Origin of the sequence: Streptomyces sp. F001 (assembly GCF_004187715.1) — a bacterium.
GTDB lineage: Bacteria > Actinomycetota > Actinomycetes > Streptomycetales > Streptomycetaceae > Streptomyces > Streptomyces flavusporus.
On the sequence record NZ_QZWF01000001.1, the window covers coordinates 1,404,269 to 1,422,551 of the forward strand.

13 protein-coding genes and 1 pseudogene are annotated in these 18,283 nt (G+C 69.8%); 6 read left to right on the forward strand and 8 right to left on the reverse strand.

The window, feature by feature from the left end; genetic code table 11:
- Nucleotides 1-3: 3 nt before the first annotated feature.
- Entirely contained in the window at nt 4-426 is a 423-nt protein-coding gene (locus tag StrepF001_RS06490) for a Rieske (2Fe-2S) protein (protein WP_129797290.1), read from the reverse strand.
- Between the two features lie 239 nt (nt 427-665).
- Here StrepF001_RS06490 and StrepF001_RS06495 point away from each other — a divergent pair, with 239 nt between their 5' ends.
- Nucleotides 666-1,739, forward strand: a complete 1,074-nt coding sequence (locus tag StrepF001_RS06495; RefSeq protein ID WP_129797291.1) for a LacI family DNA-binding transcriptional regulator — start codon at nt 666-668, stop codon at nt 1,737-1,739.
- The gene (locus StrepF001_RS06500) at nt 1,736-2,647 is read left to right on the forward strand and encodes a carbohydrate kinase (RefSeq protein ID WP_129797292.1); all 912 of its coding nucleotides are present in this window, start codon (nt 1,736-1,738) and stop codon (nt 2,645-2,647) included. Before StrepF001_RS06495 ends, StrepF001_RS06500 begins: the two co-directional genes overlap by 4 nt.
- Before the next feature lie 83 nt (nt 2,648-2,730).
- Here the strand turns inward: StrepF001_RS06500 and uvrA are convergent, their stop codons facing one another.
- Entirely contained in the window at nt 2,731-5,760 is a 3,030-nt protein-coding gene (gene uvrA, locus StrepF001_RS06505) for an excinuclease ABC subunit UvrA (RefSeq protein ID WP_129797293.1), read from the reverse strand.
- Nucleotides 5,761-5,985: 225 nt separating this feature from the next.
- Between uvrA and StrepF001_RS06510 the strand changes: the two genes are divergently transcribed.
- Nucleotides 5,986-6,672: a maleylpyruvate isomerase family mycothiol-dependent enzyme gene (locus tag StrepF001_RS06510; protein ID WP_129797294.1), complete on the forward strand. Its 687-nt coding sequence runs from the start codon at nt 5,986-5,988 to the stop codon at nt 6,670-6,672.
- A gap of 115 nt (nt 6,673-6,787) precedes the next feature.
- Nucleotides 6,788-7,444: an MBL fold metallo-hydrolase gene (locus tag StrepF001_RS06515; RefSeq protein WP_129797295.1), complete on the forward strand. Its 657-nt coding sequence runs from the start codon at nt 6,788-6,790 to the stop codon at nt 7,442-7,444.
- Nucleotides 7,445-7,672: 228 nt separating this feature from the next.
- Here StrepF001_RS06515 and aroQ read toward each other — a convergent pair whose 3' ends face one another.
- Nucleotides 7,673-8,152 carry a type II 3-dehydroquinate dehydratase gene (aroQ, locus tag StrepF001_RS06520; RefSeq protein WP_129797296.1) on the reverse strand — a complete coding sequence of 160 codons (480 nt, stop codon included), beginning with the start codon at nt 8,150-8,152 and terminating at the stop codon, nt 7,673-7,675.
- Between the two features lie 105 nt (nt 8,153-8,257).
- Here aroQ and StrepF001_RS06525 point away from each other — a divergent pair, with 105 nt between their 5' ends.
- Both StrepF001_RS06525 and StrepF001_RS06530 read left to right on the forward strand, forming a co-directional pair.
- Nucleotides 8,258-9,304, forward strand: a complete 1,047-nt coding sequence (locus tag StrepF001_RS06525; RefSeq protein ID WP_129797297.1) for a S66 peptidase family protein — start codon at nt 8,258-8,260, stop codon at nt 9,302-9,304.
- 94 nt (nt 9,305-9,398) lie between these two features.
- Nucleotides 9,399-10,670 (forward strand): MFS transporter, encoded by a 1,272-nt coding sequence (locus tag StrepF001_RS06530; RefSeq protein WP_129797298.1) that lies wholly within the window; start codon nt 9,399-9,401, stop codon nt 10,668-10,670.
- A 32-nt stretch (nt 10,671-10,702) separates the two neighbouring features.
- Here StrepF001_RS06530 and StrepF001_RS06535 read toward each other — a convergent pair whose 3' ends face one another.
- From StrepF001_RS06535 to uvrB, 5 genes and pseudogenes are all read right to left on the reverse strand, one after another.
- Nucleotides 10,703-11,803, reverse strand: coding sequence for an ionic transporter y4hA (locus tag StrepF001_RS06535; protein ID WP_129797299.1), 1,101 nt, complete (start codon nt 11,801-11,803; stop codon nt 10,703-10,705).
- 263 nt (nt 11,804-12,066) lie between these two features.
- Nucleotides 12,067-13,068 carry a TerC/Alx family metal homeostasis membrane protein gene (locus StrepF001_RS06540; RefSeq protein ID WP_129797300.1) on the reverse strand — a complete coding sequence of 334 codons (1,002 nt, stop codon included), beginning with the start codon at nt 13,066-13,068 and terminating at the stop codon, nt 12,067-12,069.
- Between the two features lie 260 nt (nt 13,069-13,328).
- A pseudogene (locus tag StrepF001_RS06545) lies at nt 13,329-15,315 on the reverse strand (TerD family protein).
- Nucleotides 15,316-15,369: 54 nt separating this feature from the next.
- Nucleotides 15,370-15,948, reverse strand: coding sequence for a TerD family protein (locus tag StrepF001_RS06550; RefSeq protein ID WP_129797301.1), 579 nt, complete (start codon nt 15,946-15,948; stop codon nt 15,370-15,372).
- Nucleotides 15,949-16,108: 160 nt separating this feature from the next.
- Nucleotides 16,109-18,259: an excinuclease ABC subunit UvrB gene (gene uvrB / locus StrepF001_RS06555; protein WP_129797302.1), complete on the reverse strand. Its 2,151-nt coding sequence runs from the start codon at nt 18,257-18,259 to the stop codon at nt 16,109-16,111.
- Nucleotides 18,260-18,283 lie beyond the last annotated feature (24 nt).

Genomic DNA, 18,283 nt, shown 5'->3' on the forward strand with positions numbered 1-18,283 from the left:
GGATCAGGCTCCCGGCCCGGCCACGATCCTGCCGTTCTCGGTCCTGACCGGGAGTTCGCTCAGCGGCACGGTGGCCGGGGCGTGCAGCACTTCGCCGGTCGTGGCGTCGAACTCGCTGCCGTGGCAGGGGCAGACGAGTTTCGTCCCCTCCAGCTTGTTGATGGGGCACGCCGCGTGCGTGCAGATCGTGCTGTACGCCTTCAACGAGCCGTCCTCGGCCCGGCTGACCACCACGTTGTGATCGCGGTACAGCCTGGCGCTGCCCTTCGTGACCTCGGTCTCCGCGCCGAGCTCGACCGGCGCGGTGGGCGCACCGGCCGGCGCCCCGCCCCCCGGGGAACAGGCCGCGAGCCCGAGCCCGGCGACCGGCGCGAGGGCTGCGCCTCGCAGGACGGTGCGGCGGCTCGGGGTGGGGCGGGCGGGCATGGGGGTCTCCACGGGTCGGGGGCTCAGGGGCGCTTCAGGGATGGTTCGGGTGCAGGCCAGGGGTATCTGGGTGGTGCCTGCCGACGATAGCGGCCGGTGATCGAGCGGGGGCGTCTGGGGTGGGCTCGGGATCCCGGCGTAAACGCTTGCGCAAGCGTTTACGTCCGCCGCCGAATGGGATACGGTCCCGGCCAGAAGGCGCGCATCGGACCGCAGCGGGCGCGCTCGGGAGGGAACCCATGCCAACCATGGCCGACGTGGCACGCAGCGCCGGTGTCTCCGTCGCGACCGTGTCCCATGTGCTGAACGGCACCCGGCCCGTGCTCCCGGGGACCCGCCAGGCCGTCCTGGACGCCATCGACGAGCTCGGCTACACCCCGAACACCCTCGCCCGCTCCCTGGTGACCTCCCGCACCCGTTCCATCGGCCTCGCGGTGTCGGCCATCAGCAATCCCTACTTCACCGAGATCCTCCAGGGCGTCGAGGCGACCGCCCTGGAACACGGCTACAGCCTGCTCATCGCCGATCCGCACGACGACCCGCAGCACGAGCGCAAGGTCGTCCAGCTCCTGCACGAACGACGCGTGGACGGCCTGATCGTCGCGCCCTCGGCCAACCCGCGCGAACTCGTCACCTACCTGCATCGCCACAACGTCCCGACCGTGCTCCTGGACCGCCTGGTCGACCAGCCGGGGACCAGCGCGCCACGCTTCGACCAGGTCTGCGCCGAGAGCGCTGAACCGGTGGCCCGGCTGGTGAGCCATCTCGCCGGGCTCGGCCACCGCCGGATCGGCCTGGTCGCGGGCCGTCGCGGGCTCAGCACCACCGGCGAGCGCATCACCGGCTACCGCCACGGTCTCGCGGCCGCGGGGCTCCCCTACGACGAACGCCTCCTCGTACACGGCGACTCCGAGTCGGCCGGCGGCGAGCAGGCCACGGCGACCCTGCTGTCGCTTGCCGTGCGGCCCACAGCGCTCGTCACCGCCAACAACGCGATGACCATCGGCGCGCTGCGCGCCCTGCGCGAGCACGGCCTGTCCGTACCCGACGACATCGCGCTGTGCTGCTTCGACGATTTCGCCTGGGCAGACCTCTTCTCGCCCCGGCTCACCGCGATCGCCCAGCCCAGCAAGGACGTCGGCGCCCAGGCCGTGCAGGTCCTCCTGGAGCGCCTCACCGCGCCGGACCGGCCCGCCCGGACCGTGCGGCTTCCCTGCACCTTCGTCCACCGCACGTCCTGCGGCTGCCCCGAGCAGTCCGAGAAGGCCGACAAGGCCGAGCACCGAACCGCCCAGAAGGGACCCGTCTCGTGATCGTCGTCGCCGGTGAGGCCCTGATCGACCTGGTACCGCAGGGCCCGGGTGCCCTCGCCGGCCTGCAGCCGGCCCTCGGCGGCGGCCCGTACAACACAGCCGTCGCGCTCGGCCGCCTGGGCTCGCCCACGGCCTTCTGCTCCCGTACCTCCCACGACGCCTTCGGCGAGGCCCTGCTCGACGGGCTGCGCAAGGTCGGGGTGGATGTCTCGGCGGTACAGCGCGGCACGGAGCCGACCACCCTGGCGGTCGCCACGATCGACGGGAACGGCTCGGCCGCCTACTCCTTTTACGTCGACGGCACCGCCGACCGCCTGTTCACACCCCCTGACCGCCTCCCCGCCGGAGCACGCGCGGTGTCGTTCGGCACCTGCTCCCTGGTCCTGGAGCCGGGGGCGAGCGCCTACGAGAAGCTGATGCGCAGCGCGGCCGCGCAGGGAGTGTTCACCGCGCTCGACCCCAACATCCGGGCCGGGCTGATCCCCGACGCGGACGCCTACCGGGCCCGGTTCGCCGACTGGCTGCCGTCGGTGACGCTGCTCAAGCTCTCCGAGGAGGACGCCCGGTGGCTGGGCGGCACCCCGCGCGAGTGGCTGGCCGCGGGTCCCGCGGCGGTTGTGATGACCCGGGGTGGCGACGGGCTGACCGTCTTCACCGGGGACGGCGCGGAACACTCCGTGCCGGGCGAGCAGGTCGCCGTGGTGGACACGATCGGCGCCGGCGACACGGTGAACGCGGCCCTGCTGCACGGCCTGTCCACCTGGGACGCCCTGTCCTCCGACGCACTCAGAGCCCTCGGCGACGACGGCTGGACACGACTGCTGAGGTTCGCGGCACGCGCGGCGGCGATCACCTGCTCCCGTGCGGGCGCGGAGCCGCCGTACGCGTCGGAACTGGGTGAGCTGTAAGGCGGCTGACTGTGCAACGGGCGGCGTCCCGCCGGGAGTTCCCGCGGGGCGCCGCCCTTCGCATGGTTCTTGCGAGGTGTTGCTCAGGCCTTGCGGGCCCGCGTCGTCTTCTTCGCAGGCGTCGTCTTCTTGGTGACCCCGGCCGCCTTCGTGGTCGACGTGTTGTTGGCCGTCCTGGCCGTCGCCGTCTTCTTCGCCGACGCCTTGGCAGCCACCGTCTTCTTCACCGCGGACTGGCGCGGGACCTGCACCGCAGCGGCGTCGCTGATCCGGTCGGCGCCGAGGATCTCCCGCAGGAACTTGCCGGTGTGGCTGGTCGAGACCGCAGCGACCTGCTCGGGGGTGCCCTCGGCGACGACGAGGCCACCGCCGGCTCCGCCTTCGGGGCCCATGTCGACGATCCAGTCGGCAACCTTGATCACGTCGAGGTTGTGCTCGATGACGATGACCGTGTTGCCCTTGTCGACCAGGCCGGACAGCACCGTCAGCAGCTTGCTGATGTCCTCGAAGTGCAGGCCGGTGGTCGGCTCGTCCAGGACGTAGACCGTACGCCCCGTGGAACGCCGCTGAAGCTCACTGGCGAGCTTGACGCGCTGGGCCTCACCGCCGGACAGGGTGGTGGCGGACTGGCCGAGCCGGACATAGCCGAGGCCGACGTCGTGCAGCGTCTTCAGATGGCGGGCGATCGCGGGGACGGCCTCGAAGAAGTCGAGGGCCTCCTCGATCGGCATGTTCAGGACTTCGGCGATGGACTTGCCCTTGTAGTGGACCTCCAGCGTCTCCCGGTTGTAGCGGGCGCCGTGGCAGACCTCGCACGGGACGTAGACGTCCGGGAGGAAGTTCATCTCGATCTTGATCGTGCCGTCGCCCGAGCAGTTCTCGCAGCGGCCGCCCTTGACGTTGAAGGAGAACCGGCCGGGCATGTAGCCGCGGACCTTCGCCTCGGTCGTCTCGGCGAACAGCTTGCGGATGTGGTCGAAGACGCCGGTGTACGTCGCCGGGTTCGACCGCGGGGTGCGGCCGATGGGCGACTGGTCGACGTGCACGACCTTGTCGACGAGGTCGTCGCCGTCCACGCGCGTGTGCCGCCCGGGCACGTTCCTCGCGCCGTTCAGCTCGCGGGCCAGGTGCGTGTACAGGATGTCGTTGACCAGCGTCGACTTTCCGGAGCCGGACACGCCCGTGACCGCGGTGAACACGCCCAGCGGGAAGGACACGTCGATGTCCTGGAGGTTGTTCTCGCGGGCACCGTGCACGGTGAGCTGCCGGGACGGGTCGCGGGGGCGACGGATGTCCGGCATCGGGATGAACTTCTTCCCGGCGAGGTACTGACCGGTCTGCGACTCCTCGTTGGCGAGCAGTTCCTTCAGGGAGCCGCTGTGCACGACCTTGCCGCCGTGCTCGCCCGCGCCGGGGCCGATGTCGACGACCCAGTCGGCGGTCTTGATCGTGTCCTCGTCGTGCTCGACGACGATGAGCGTGTTGCCCATGTCGCGCAGCCGGACCAGGGTCTCGATCAGCCGGTGGTTGTCGCGCTGGTGCAGGCCGATGGACGGCTCGTCGAGGACGTACAGGACGCCGACGAGGCCGGAGCCGATCTGGGTGGCCAGGCGGATGCGCTGGGCCTCGCCACCGGACAGCGTGCCGGCGGCGCGGTTCAGCGAGAGGTAGTCCAGGCCGACGTCGACCAGGAAGCGCAGCCGCTCGTTGACCTCCTTCAGCACGCGCTCGGCGATCTTCTTGTCCCGGGCATTGAGCTTCAGCTCGCCCAGGAACTCCGCGCAGTCGCTGATCGACATCGCGGAGACCTCCGCGATCGACTTCTCCATGATCGTGACCGCGAGGACGATCGGCTTCAGGCGCGTGCCCTCACAGGTGGGGCAGGGCACCTCGCGCATGTAGCCCTCGAAGCGCTCACGGCTGGCGTCGCTCTCGGCCTCGCTGTGCCGGCGCTTGACGAAGGGGACGGCACCTTCGAAGGGCGTGGTGTAGACGCGCTCGCGGCCGTACCGGTTGCGGTAGCGGACCTCGATCTGTGTCTTGTGGCCGTGGAGCAGCGCTTTCCTGGCACGCTGCGGCAGGCCCGCGAAGGGGATGTCCGTCCGGAATCCCAGCGCGTCCGCGAGCGCGCCGATCAGGCGGCCGAAGTAGTCCTTGGTGTGCCCGTGCGACCAGGGGTGGATGGCGCCCTCGTCGAGGGACTTCTCCTCGTCCGGGACGATCAGCTCGGGGTCGACCTCCATGCGCGTGCCGATGCCGGTGCAGTCGGGGCAGGCGCCGAAGGGTGAGTTGAAGGAGAAGGAGCGCGGCTCCAGCTCCTCGAAGGAAAGGTCGTCGTACGGGCAGTACAGGTGCTCCGAGTACATGCGCTCGCGCTCGGGGTCGTCCTCGGGGAGGTCGACGAAGTCGAGCACGACCATGCCGCCGGACAGGCCCAGGGCGGTCTCCACGGAGTCGGTGAGGCGGCGCTTGGCGGAGTCCTTCACCGTGAGACGGTCGACGACCACCTCGATGGTGTGCTTCTCCTGCTTCTTCAGGGTGGGCGGGCTGGAGAGCTGGATCGTCTCGCCGTCCACCCGCGCGCGGGAGTAGCCCTTGGTCTGGAGATCGGCGAACAGGTCGACGAACTCGCCCTTGCGCTCGCGCACCAGCGGCGACAGCACCTGGAAGCGGCTCCCCTCCGGCAGCTCCAGGACCTTGTCGACGATGGCCTGCGGCGACTGCCGCGAGATCGGGCGGCCGCATTCGGGGCAGTGCGGCTTGCCGATCCGCGCGAAGAGCAGACGCAGATAGTCATAGACCTCGGTGATGGTGCCGACCGTGGAGCGCGGGTTGCGCGAGGTCGACTTCTGGTCGATCGAGACGGCCGGGGACAGGCCCTCGATGAAGTCGACGTCCGGCTTGTCCATCTGGCCGAGGAACTGGCGGGCGTACGAGGAGAGCGACTCCACGTAACGCCGCTGACCCTCGGCGAAGATGGTGTCGAAGGCCAGGGAGGACTTGCCCGACCCGGACAGGCCCGTGAAGACGATGAGCGAGTCCCGAGGCAGGTCGAGCGAGACGTTCTTCAGGTTGTGCTCGCGCGCGCCACGGACGATGAGACGGTCGGCCACGCCGGTCCGCACCTTTCTTGAGAGAAGTGACAGGGGCGGGGCCCCCGTGCTTTCTCAGACTAGGGGGAGCCACTGACAACGCCGGTCGGATTCCCGAGTTGCATAGCAATCCCCGACCATCCAGCATGCCCGACGCCACAGCCGACCATATAGCACGCGCATTCGATTTACGGGCCGGGTCCACCACCTTCACCCAAACGTGTGGCGGGAGCTAGGGTCGGCATCATGACTGATCACGCGCGTGACCTGGTGTCTGTACGTGAAGCGACCGAACGGCTGCTCATCGCAGTCGGCAAGCTGGACAACGCGTCCGTGTCGCAACCGTCACGGCTCCCCGGCTGGAGCCGCGGTCATGTTCTCGCCCACCTCGCCCGCAACGCGGACGCCCTCGTGAACGTCCTGGAGGGCCGTCCCATGTACGTCTCCGGTCAGGCCCGGGACGCTGACATCGAACGGGACGCGCCCCGTCCGCTGGACGTCCAGCTCGGTGATCTCCGCGAGAGCGCGGCCCGCTTCCAGGAGGCGGCGGCCGTGCCCGCCGACTGGTCGCGCACGGTGGAGCTGCGCAACGGCGTCACCGACTCCGCGTCCCGGTTGCCCTTCCGGCGGTGGGCCGAGGTCGAGCTGCACCATGTGGACCTCGGCATCGGGTACGAGCTGGAGGATCTGCCGACGGAGTTCGTGGAGCGGGAGATCGACTTCCTCGCGGACAGGTTCGCCGGTCATCCAGAGGTGCCGTCCACCCGGCTGACGGACGGCACGCGCGCGTGGAGCACGGGCAGCGCAGCACCTGAACCCGAGATCACCGTGACGGGATCCCGGGCCGACCTTCTGGGCCGGCTCGCCGGCCGCCGCGACGGAGCCGGCCTGACCGTGTCGGGCGGCCCCCTGCCGACGCTTCCACCTCTGTAGCCGACAGGCAGCTCACACTCCTCCGGGCCGGGGTCGTGCCCGCCGCTCCCGGCCGCCCATGGTGGTGGCCCCCTCGGCGGGCCCCGGCCCGGACTCCCGGCGATAGGCTGCCACCATGACGTACAGCGGACAGGTGACGGTCGGCGGCCCGGCGGACGTGCACGAGCTGAAGGACCTGATGATCACCAAGATCGCGGTGGGCCCGATGGACAACAACGCCTATCTGCTGCGCTGCCGGGCCACGGACGAGCAACTGCTGATCGACGCGGCGAACGACGCCCACACGCTGCTCGGCATGATCGGTGACGACGGCATCGCGTCCGTCGTCACCACGCACCGGCACGGCGACCACTGGCAGGCGCTCGCCGAGGTCGTGGCAGCCACGGGAGCACGCGCCTACGCGGGCCGGGACGACGCCGACGGAATCCCCGTACCGACCGACGTCCTGGTCGACGACGGCGACACCATCCGGGTCGGGCGCGTGGAGCTCACCGCGCGCCATCTGGTCGGGCACACGCCGGGCTCGATCGCCCTCGTCTACGACGACCCGCATGGGCACCCGCATGTGTTCACGGGGGACTGCCTCTTCCCGGGAGGTGTGGGCAACACCCACAAGGATCCCAAGGCGTTCGCCAGTCTGATCCACGACGTCGAGACGAAGATCTTCGACGTACTTCCGGACGAGACATGGGTCTACCCGGGACACGGCAACGACACCACGCTGGGAGCCGAGCGGCCGCATCTGCCGGAGTGGCACACGCGGGGGTGGTGACCCCCGTCCCGGGGGGCGTGAATCGCCAAACGTGCGCCCCGTGTGAATCCTCTGCACGCGTCGGCCTCCCGCGCGCACTCCCCGCGCACGCGGTTGCGCGGTCAACTGGATGCAGCCCCGCGCGGGATGACGGCACCTGCGCGGTATGGGCCGCCGGTCCCCATCGATCCCCGCCCTCGGCCGGCGGCCCGGGCAACACCCATACCCCAGCGCCACCTTGACGGCGCTTCAGGACTGTGTGTCGGCCTGTGCCGACCCGACCAGCGCCGCGACCCGCTCCACCCCGAACACATACCCCTGGACTCCGCATCCCGCGATGACCCCGTCGGCGCGCAGGGAGACGTACGAGTGGTGCCGGAACGACTCGCGCTTGTGGATGTTGGAGATGTGGACCTCCAACACCGGAAGGTCATCACAGGTGTTGAGCGCATCCAGGATCGCGACGGATGTGTGCGAGTAGGCGCCGGGGTTCATGACGATGCCGCAGTGATTCAGCCGCGCCTCGTGGATCCAGTCGACCAGCTCACCTTCGTGGTTGGACTGCCGGAAGTCGATCGTGCCGCCGTGCGCGGCCGCCGCCTTGGCGCACAGGGCCTCGACGTCGGCCAGGGTCTCGGAGCCGTAGATCTCCGGCTGGCGCTGGCCGAGCAGGTTCAGGTTGGGGCCGTTGAGGATCATGATCGGGGCGTTGGCCAGGGTGCGGGGCACGGTTCCTCCGGTCCGTTCGGGGTCGGGCGGTCCGTCGATGACCGCTGCTCAGACCCCCGGTTTATCACGCTGCACGGACCACTCCATGGGTCATACCCTCCGGGTATGACCGTGATCTCGTATCCGCCCAAGCCCTCCCCCGGCGACCGCATCGCCGTCCTCTCGCCTGGCGCGGGCCTTCCCGGTCTCTTCCCACGCCCCTTCGAACTGGGCCTGGAGCGGCTGCGCAAGGACTACGAACTCGAACCGGTCGAGTACCCGGCGACCCGCAAGATGGGCTCGACGCCGCAGGAGCGGGCCGACGACATCCACGCCGCGTTCGCCGGCCCCGACATCAAGGCGGTCATGGCGTCGATCGGCGGCGACGACCAGATCACCGTGCTGCCGCTGCTGGACCGGGAGTTGATCCGGGCGAACCCGAAGCCGTTCTTCGGGATGAGCGACAACACGAACCTGCTCATGTTTCTGCGCAACACAGGAATCGTCGGCTATCACGGCGCGACGGTGATGACCGCGCTGGGCCGCCCGGGCGCCATGGACCCGCTGACGGCAAAGTCGCTGCGGGCGGCGCTGTTCACGTCGGGCGAGTACGAGTTGAAGCCCGCCGAGCGTTGGAACGACGTCGACCGCGACTGGGCCGACCCGGCGACTTTCGAGGCGGAGCCGGAGACGCGGCCCGGCGCCGGGTGGAGCTGGGTGAAGCCCGACCGGGTGGTGGAGGGCCACAGTTGGGGTGGATGTCTGGAGATCGTCGGCTGGCTGCTGATGGCCGACCGGGAGATCCCGCACGACCTGTCGGAGTTCGACGGCGGCGTACTGCTCCTGGAAACCTCGGAGGAGATGCCGAGCGGCACGGAGGTCTTCCGCACCCTGCGGAACATGGGCGAGCGCGGGCTGCTCCAACGCTTCTCGGCGCTGCTGATGGGCCGTCCGAAGACCTGGTCCTTCGACCGCCCCAACAGCGCGGAGGAAGCCGCTCGTTACGCCGCCGGGCAGCGCGAGGCCGTCCTGCGCGTCATGGAGGCCTATGCCCCGGACACCACGATCGTCTTCGACGTCGACTTCGGGCACACCAGTCCGCAACTGGTGGTCCCTTACGGCGGCCTGGTGCGCGTCGACGGGCCCGCCCGGCGCATCACCGTCACATACTGACGGGGCCGATCACCCCCGCGCGCCCCCGTAACCCGTCGTCACTGTGGGTAGTTGACGCAACATGCGCGACGTACGCACCGTAAGGGCACCCTCCATGCTGCGGCTCGCAGCCGCCTCGCTCGCCGGAACGGCCATCGAGTTCTACGACTTCTTCGTCTACGGGACCGCCGCGGCGCTGGTCCTGGGGCCACTGTTCTTCCCGACGTTCTCGCCGGTGGCTGGGACCCTGGCCGCCTTCGCAACGTTCGGGGTGGGCTTTGTGGCGCGGCCACTGGGATCGGTGCTGTTCGGGCACATCGGGGACCGGCACGGACGCCGGCCGGTCCTCGTCGCCTCGCTGCTGCTGACCGGCGCCTCCACGGTCGCGGTCGGCTGCGTGCCCACGTACGACACGATCGGTGTGGCCGCTCCCCTGCTGCTGCTCGTGCTGCGCTTTCTGCAGGGGCTGGGGCTCGGCGGCGAATGGGGCGGGGCCGTGCTGCTGACCGTGGAGCACGCGCCTGCCGAGCGGCGAGGTCTGTGGTCGAGCTTCCCGCAGGTCGGGCCGGCGCTGGGCTTCCTGCTCGCCAACGGCGTGGTGCTGGGGCTGTCGGCCACGCTGTCCGACGCCGAGTTCGCCGCCTGGGGATGGCGGGTGCCGTTCTGGGCGGCGGGGGTGCTGGCCCTGCTGGGGCTGTGGCTGCGGTCGTCGCTCGCCGAGAGCCCCCGGTTCCTCGAGATCGACGACCACGCGCGCGTGCCGCTCGCCGAGGTGGCACGCGACCACTGGCGGCTCCTCCTGCTGACGGCCGGGGGGCTGTCCATCGGATACGCAATCTTCTACGCCGTGACGACCTGGTCGCTCGCGTACGCCACGGAGCGGCTCGGTGTGAGCCGCAGTGTCATGCTGACCTGCATCATGGGCGCGGTGGTGGTGAAGGGCTCGCTCACACCGCTGATGGCGCTGCTCGGCGACCGGTACGGGCGGCGGCCTCTGTGCCTGATCGGGTGCGCTGCCGCCGCCCTGTGGATGTTCCCGATGGTCGCGCTCCTCGCGACGGGCGCGCCGTTGCCGATGTTCCTGGGCTTCGTCGGGGCAATGCTCGCGTTCATCACGATGTTCGCCGTGATCGCCGCGTATCTGCCGGAGCTGTACGAGCCCCGGGTGCGCTGCACGGGCGCCGCGGTGGGCTACAACCTCGGCGGCGTCCTCGGGGGCGCGCTCACGCCGATCGTGGCGACGGCGCTGGCCGAGCAGGGCGGTCGGGTGCCCTGGGGCGTCGCCGCGTACCTCACCACCATTGCGTTGCTCAGCCTGGGATGCTTCGCGCTGCTCCCGGAGACCCGTCCGGTACGGGTGGCGGCGGCAGAGGCGACGGCCGGCTGACGCAGGACGTCCATGGGTGGCTCGTACGCCTCCTAGGGATTGATCGCAAGTTCCAGGTAGGCCGCGAACATCACCAGGTGGACGCCTCCCTGGAGGGGTGTGGCCCGGCCCGGCACCACGGTCAGGGAAGTCACCACGACGGTGAGCGCGAGCAGCACCATGTGGGTGGCACCGAGGCCCAGGACCAGGGGTCCGGAGAGCCAGATGGAAGCCAGGGCGACTGCTGGAATGGTCAGGCCGATGCTGGCCATCGCGGAGCCGAGGGCGAGGTTGAGGCTGGTCTGCACACGGTCGCGGCGGGCGGAGCGCAGCGCGGCGATGGTCTCGGGGAGCAGGACGAGCAGCGCGATGATCACACCGACGACGGCGTGGTGCAGACCGGCGGCCGCCACTGCGGACTCGATGGTGGGCGACACACCCTTGGCCAGTCCGACCACCCCCACCAGCGCGAGCCCCAACAGAGCCAGGCTGATCCAGGCGGTGCGCGCGGACGGCGCTTCGGCGTGGTCGTCCGCGGTGATCACCTCGCCCTGCCGGGTGATGGGCAGGAAGTAGTCGCGGTGCCGCACGGTCTGGGTCGCCACGAACAGGCCGTAGAGGATCAGCGAGGACAGTGCGGCGAAGGTGAGCTGTACGCCGGAGAACTCCGGGCCCGGCTTGCTCGTGGTGAACGTGGGCAGCACCAGGCTGAGTGTGGCGAGCGTCGCGACGGTCGCGAGGGCGGCGCCGGTGCCCTCGGGGTTGAAGACGGCCGTGCCGTGGCGCAGGGAGCCCACGAGGAGGCTGAGGCCGACGACGCCGTTGCAGGTGATCATCACCGCCGCGAAGACGGTGTCCCTGGCCAGGGTCGAACTCTTGGCGCCGCCGTCGGCCATCAGGGTGACGATCAGGGCGACTTCGATGATGGTGACAGCGACGGCGAGGACAAGCGAACCGAAGGGCTCGCCGACCCGGTGGGCAACGACCTCGGCATGGTGCACGGCGGCCAGGACCGCCCCGGCCAGCACCACGGTGACCACCGCTACGACCGCGGCCGGCAGATCCCGTCCCCAGGTGAGGACGAGCAGGACCACCGCGAGCACCGGCACGAGGGACGTCCACTGGGCCGTGAGCGACCTGAGCCGAGGGGTCATGCGGCGATCGTCGCAGACGGGCCGGGGCCCCGCATTCCGGTCGGTGTGGGCCTTGTCGTCTCGGGTTCGCTGCTTCACATCGCCTCCTCCTGCGCACGCCCTGCGCGTTGGAATCCATCACCACGGGACAGCGGTCGTCCTGGTCTCCTCCATCAGTTCGGTGGGTGCGGTCTCGGCATCAATGTCCGCACGAACGACCAAGGCGGTGGACGGCAATCCGCCGTACACCGCCCTGGCTGCGTTGCTCTCGCGTCTCCGCGCGGTCAGGCGTCGATGCTGTCCTTCGGAGCGCCCGCGCTCGGCGCCTGCGCCGCTTCGGCGGCCGCCTGCTTCCTGGAGGCCCTGAGGCTGGTGATCGTGGTGATGACCAGGACCGAGCAGATCACGCCGAGCGAGACCGGGATGCTGATCTCGGGGACGTGGACCCCCGACTCGTGCAGGGCGTGCAGCACCAGCTTGACACCGATGAAGCCGAGGATGATCGACAGGCCGTACGACAGGTGGACCAGCTTCTTCAGCAGGCCGCCGATGAGGAAGTACAGCTGCCTGAGGCCCATCAGGGCGAAGGCGTTGGCCGTGAACACGATGTACGGGTCCTGCGTGAGACCGAAGATCGCGGGGATCGAGTCGAGCGCGAAGAGCACGTCCGTGGTGCCGATCGCAAGGATCACGACCAGCATCGGGGTCATGACCCGCTTGCCGTTCTGCTGGATCCACAGCTTGGTGCCGTGGTAGCGGTCGGCCACACCGAAGCGCCGCTCGGCCGCCTTGAGCAGCTTGCTCTCCTCGTACTCCTCGTCCTCCTCCTCGGCCCGGGCCTCCTGGACGAGCTTCCAGGCCGTGTAGATCAGGAAGGCGCCGAAGATGTAGAACACCCACGAGAAGCTGGCGATGATCGCGGCGCCCGCGGCAATGAAGATCGCACGCAGTACGAGGGCTATGAGCACGCCGATGAGGAGCACCCGCTGCTGGTACTGCGAGGGCACGGCGAACTTCGCCATGATCAGCACGAAGACGAAGAGGTTGTCGACACTCAGCGACTTCTCGGTGATGAAGCCGGCGAAGAACTCACCAGCGGGCTGGCCTCCGCCGAAGACGAGCAGCCCGAGGCCGAAGAGGCCCGCCAGCACGATCCAGACGACGGTCCAGATCCCGGCTTCCTTGATCGATACATCGTGTGGCTTGCGGCCGATGAAGAAGTCGACCGCGATCAGCGCGGCCAGTCCTACGACGGTCAGGACCCACAGGGTCAGGGAAACATCCACTGCGCCTCCGGCAGTACGTAACGGCAAACAGTCAGTCAGCGTCGTCGCTGCCGGAGGTCTCTTCCACCCATAAGCGGGCCGACGCCCCGGGATCTGGCCTGATCCGTATTGACGGGTACGCCGCAGTAGTCAGGGAGTACTCCCCTCCGTGCTGAAAAGAGTACCCAATCACCAAGGAAAGGCAAAGTGGTTAGTAAAAGAATGACCAAGGATGCAGGTCAGAGCGCTTTGCATGCGCTTGGTGCAGGCGGCGGTGACGGTCACCGGTGCCACGCGCGGCGAGCCGCGGCCACCTGCGTGAGCACCTGCTGGAGCACCTGGCTGCCGGAGGGCACGACCGGCGGCTCGTACGTCCAGGCGTGCCCCACCCACGGGTCGGCGAGGTGGTCGTCAGCCACCGGAGTCAGTCGCAGAAGCGAACGCCACAGGGGGTCGAGCAGCGGTCCGTAACCCGCGGAGTCCTCGCGGTCGGCCACCATCATCAGATGGACGCCGACAGCCGGGCCCTCGTCGGCGAGATAACGCAGCTGGGTCACCGCCCGGTCGTCGAAGCCGTGCGGGAAGTCGTTGACCACCAGCAGGTGCTGGGAGGTGTCCACGCCCGGTGGCAGGGCGTCGGCCGCGCCGCCCCGCACCGCCATCTGCACGAGGTCGACGCGCTGAGTGAGTCCGGCCAGGGCGTCCGCCACACCGGCGGCACCTACGGCAGGCGGCGCCGCGAGCGCTCCGGTCTGCACCAGCGGTGCCAGCGCCTGCGCTCCGGAACCGGCCGGGTCGATCACATGCACGGTGAACTCGCCCGCCGGATGGATGGCGAGCAGCCGGGCCGCGTGGGCCACCGCCGATTCCATCGCCAGGCGCCGCAGATCGTGCGAGTCGGCGAACGAGCCGTCGAGCGCCCCGGCACGTCCGCTGTCGATCCACAGGCCGCGCTCCAGCGGCAACCGGACCAGCATCGGGATGCGCAGCTGGGCACACTCGGGCAGATGCAGCTCGCCCAGGCGCAGGGCCATCGGCATCTCCATCGGCACCCGGTAGCCGTGCCAGACGGGGTTGTCCCAGCCCGCGTACGCCGGTGGCAGCGCGGGTTCGACGACAGCGGCCTCGGCGGTGAGCTGGGCGACATCCCGGTCGAGGGCCTCTTTGGCCTGGTCGACGAGTTGGGTGTGCCGGGCGCGGGCGGCCTCGCGCGCGGCGTCGGCCTGCCCGCCGATCCGGCCGCGCGGGTCGGACAGGACCTGTTCCAGCTCCTTGTCCATGCGCGATTCGGCGAACTCGACTGTGCTGCGGTAGGCGGCCGTGGTGCGGGCCAGGTCCTCGAACATGCCCCACACCTGGTTGTAGAGCCGCTCGTCCATGGACCAGCCGGTGGCGTCGCCCGCGACGGGCTGGGCGGGCCGACCCGGCGCCGCAGGGGCGCGGTCGGCGGGGCGGGGGCGGCGCCCCGTTCTGCCGACGGGGATGGTTGTAGTCGATCGGGCCGGCGGCGGTGGGCGCGGACGGCTCCGTGAGGGCGGACGGGTCGGCCGAGGCCGGTCCTCCGGGGTAGCCCGTACGGGATCCCGCGCCGGTCTGGGGGCTCTGGGCGCCGTAGGGTGAGCCGCTCTGGTCCGGGCCGAGGGTGGGGGCGGCCGACTGCCTCGTGCGGTCACCGTCCGCCGTGCGCGGTGGGGGCGCCGCCACGGAGCGGGCCAGTCCGCGGGCCACGGCGTCGTTGATGGTGCCGGCAAGCTGGTGGGCCTGGGGCAGGTGCTGGTCGGTGAAGAGCTCGGCGAGCCCGCCTGCATAGCCCTGACCGACCGCGCGCACCTTCCAGGCACCCTGTCGGCGGTAGAGCTCCAGGGCGACGACGGCCGTTTCCGCTTCCAGGCCGGTGATCGTGTAGCTGGCGACCTCGGTTCCGTCCAGCCCGGTGACGGCGACGTAGGGGGCGGCCAGGGCACCGAAGCGGTTCGGCCCTCCCCCGACGCCGCCCGGCAGGGCGAGCAGCACATGGACGCGGTGCACCGTGTCCGGCATGGCGTCCAGATCCACCGCGAGGCGATGGTCGGCGGCCGCCTGCCGGGGGACCTCGAGTCCGGGCAGGGTGGGTGCGCCCGGGTGGGCCACCCGCTCCACTGCGTGGACCTTGCCCTGGTCGTCGCTGAGCGTGGCCACGGCCACGATCGGCGTGCCGGCCGAGACCCGGATCTCGAGACGGGCCTGGGAGAGCGGGTGGTTCTGCCCCCGCACCAGTTCGGCCGTCATCGCCTTCGTCCCCCTGTGTCGTGTCGGTGTCGTGTGCCGCTCGCCGGGCCCGTCCTAAAGGAGCGGCAGGATCGCCGGCATCAGGTCCTGGAAGGTGCGACCGTTGGCCGGGTTGCCGAGGGCCGTCATCGTCCAGCCCGGGCCATTGCGATGCACCTTCGCCATGATCTGGGCCGTGTACTGGCCGCCGCCCGCCAGCGTGTAGCGGGCGAGCTCCTGGCCGTTGGTCTCGTCGACGAGGCGGCAGAACGCGTTCTGCACCTCCTGGAAGGTCTGGCCCGTGAAGGAGTTCACGGTGAAGACGATCTGGTCGATGTGGACCGGGAGGCGCTGCAGGTCGACGAGGATCGCCTCGTCGTCGCCGCCCTGGCCGACACCGCCGACGAGGTTGTCACCGGTGTGCCGAACGGAGCCGTCGTCGCTCACCAGGTGGCGGAAGAAGACGACGTCGACCGGCTGCTTGTCCGCGAACAGGACGGCGGAGGCGTCGAGGTCGATCTCCCGGGTGCGCGAACCGAACAGGCCGCGGCGCGGGGCCGCCTGCCAGCCGAGACCCATGCGCACCGCGGTCAGGCTGCCGCCGTCGTTCTTCTGCAGACTGATGGCCTGACCCTTGGTCATGTTGACGGTCACGCGCTGTTTCCCCTCTCGAGCATTCCCCTGTTGCCGCGATGCCGCGGATGACCAGAACCCTACGCAGGGGCACTGACAGTGCCGTACCCCGGTCCGCACTTTGTGTCGGTCTTGCAACACAGCGCATTCCCGGCGAGGTCACTGAGGCCTCCGAGGCCCGTCAGGCCAGTCCCGCCTCCTTCATCTGGCGGAGTTCCTTCTTCATCTCGGAGACCTCGTCGCGCAGCCGGGCGGCGATCTCGAACTGCAGGTCCGCGGCTGCGGCGCGCATCCGCGCGGTCAGCTCCTCGATCTGCTCGGCGAGTTCGGCCGCGGGACGGTCGGTGGGCACGGTTTCCCCGGCCTTGCCCTTGGCCCGCTTGGCCGCCTTCCCACCCTTGGCCGCGTGCTCGCCCAGGGAAGGCACCGGGGCCTTGGTGCCGCGGCCGTCCTTCTTCGCCTTGCGGTAGCCCGTACCGAGCAGCTGCTCGGTGTCGACGTCCTCGCGCGCGATCTGCGCGACGATGTCGTTGATCTTCTTGCGCAGCGGCTGGGGGTCGACGCCGTTCGCCTTGTTGTACGCGACCTGCTTCTCCCGGCGGCGGTTGGTCTCCTCGATGGCCTTCTCCATCGCCGGGGTGATCTTGTCGGCGTACATGTGGACCTGGCCGGAGACGTTGCGCGCCGCACGGCCGATGGTCTGGATCAGTGAGGTGCCGGAGCGCAGGAAGCCCTCCTTGTCGGCGTCGAGGATCGCCACGAGGGAGACCTCGGGCAGGTCCAGGCCCTCACGCAGGAGGTTGATGCCGACCAGCACATCGAACTCGCCGGAGCGCAGTTCGCGCAGCAGCTCGACGCGGCGCAGGGTGTCGACGTCGCTGTGCAGATAGCGGACCTGGATACCGAGTTCCAGGAAGTAGTCGGTGAGGTCCTCGGCCATCTTCTTGGTGAGCGTGGTGACCAGGACGCGCTCGTCCTTCTCCACGCGCGTGCGGATCTCGTGCACCAGGTCGTCGATCTGGCCCTCGGTGGGCTTGACGACGACTTCCGGGTCGACCAGGCCGGTGGGGCGGATGATCTGCTCGACGACGCCGTCCCCGCGGGAGAGCTCGTAGGTGCCCGGGGTCGCCGAGAGGTAGACGGTCTGCCCGATGCGCTGCTGGAACTCCTCCCACTTCAGGGGGCGGTTGTCCAGAGCGGAGGGCAGCCGGAAGCCGTGCTCGACGAGGGTGCGCTTGCGGGAGGCGTCGCCCTCGTACATGGCGCCGATCTGCGGCACGGTGACGTGCGACTCGTCGATGACGAGCAGGAAGTCCTCGGGGAAGTAGTCCAGCAGGGTGTTCGGCGCGGAGCCGGGCAGGCGGCCGTCGAAGTGCATCGAGTAGTTCTCCACGCCGGAGCAGGTGCCGATCTGGCGGAGCATCTCGATGTCGTACGTCGTCCGCATCCTGAGGCGCTGGGCCTCCAGGAGCTTGCCCTGCTTCTCCAGCTCGGCCAGGCGCTCGCCGAGTTCCTTCTCGATGTCGTTGACGGCCCGCTCCATGCGCTCGGGGCCCGCGACGTAGTGGGAGGCCGGGAAGACGTACAGCTGCTCGTCGTCGCTGACGATCTCACCGGTGAGCGGGTGGAGGGTGGAGAGCGCCTCGATCTCGTCGCCGAACATCTCGATGCGGACGGCCAGCTCCTCGTAGACCGGGAAGATCTCGATGGTGTCCCCGCGCACCCGGAAGGTGCCGCGGGTGAAGGCCATGTCGTTGCGCGTGTACTGGATGTCCACGAAGCGGCGCAGCAGCTCGTCGCGGTCGATCTCCTCGCCGACCCTGAGCGGGACCATGCGGTCGACGTACTCCTGCGGCGTACCGAGACCGTAGATGCAGGACACCGAGGCGACCACGACGACGTCGCGGCGGGTGAGCAGCGAGTTGGTCGCGGAGTGACGCAGGCGCTCGACCTCCTCGTTGATCGAGGAGTCCTTTTCGATGTAGGTGTCCGACTGCGGGACGTAGGCCTCGGGCTGGTAGTAGTCGTAGTACGAGACGAAGTACTCGACGGCGTTGTTCGGCAGGAGCTCTCTGAACTCGTTCGCCAGCTGGGCGGCCAGGGTCTTGTTCGGGGCCATCACCAGGGTGGGGCGCTGAAGCTTCTCGATCATCCACGCGGTGGTGGCGGACTTGCCGGTGCCGGTCGCACCGAGCAGGACGACGTCCTTCTCGCCGGCTTCGATGCGCCGGGCGAGATCGGCGATGGCCGTCGGCTGGTCGCCGCTCGGCTGGTAGGGGCTGACGACCTCGAAGGGCGCCACCGTGCGTTCGATGCTGGAAACGGGCCGCATGGAATCCACCGTACGACCCCGCAC

What these genes read in the sequence shown, in the direction of transcription:
- StrepF001_RS06490 (WP_129797290.1), bottom strand. Translation starts at nt 426, where the DNA reads ATGCCCGCCCGCCCCACCCCGAGCCGCCGCACCGTCCTGCGAGGCGCA.
- StrepF001_RS06495 (WP_129797291.1), top strand. Translation starts at nt 666, where the DNA reads ATGCCAACCATGGCCGACGTGGCACGCAGCGCCGGTGTCTCCGTCGCG.
- StrepF001_RS06510 (WP_129797294.1), top strand. Translation starts at nt 5,986, where the DNA reads ATGACTGATCACGCGCGTGACCTGGTGTCTGTACGTGAAGCGACCGAA.
- StrepF001_RS06515 (WP_129797295.1), top strand. Translation starts at nt 6,788, where the DNA reads ATGACGTACAGCGGACAGGTGACGGTCGGCGGCCCGGCGGACGTGCAC.
- StrepF001_RS06525 (WP_129797297.1), top strand. Translation starts at nt 8,258, where the DNA reads ATGACCGTGATCTCGTATCCGCCCAAGCCCTCCCCCGGCGACCGCATC.
- StrepF001_RS06530 (WP_129797298.1), top strand. Translation starts at nt 9,399, where the DNA reads ATGCTGCGGCTCGCAGCCGCCTCGCTCGCCGGAACGGCCATCGAGTTC.
- StrepF001_RS06535 (WP_129797299.1), bottom strand. Translation starts at nt 11,803, where the DNA reads ATGACCCCTCGGCTCAGGTCGCTCACGGCCCAGTGGACGTCCCTCGTG.
- uvrB (WP_129797302.1), bottom strand. Translation starts at nt 18,259, where the DNA reads ATGCGGCCCGTTTCCAGCATCGAACGCACGGTGGCGCCCTTCGAGGTC.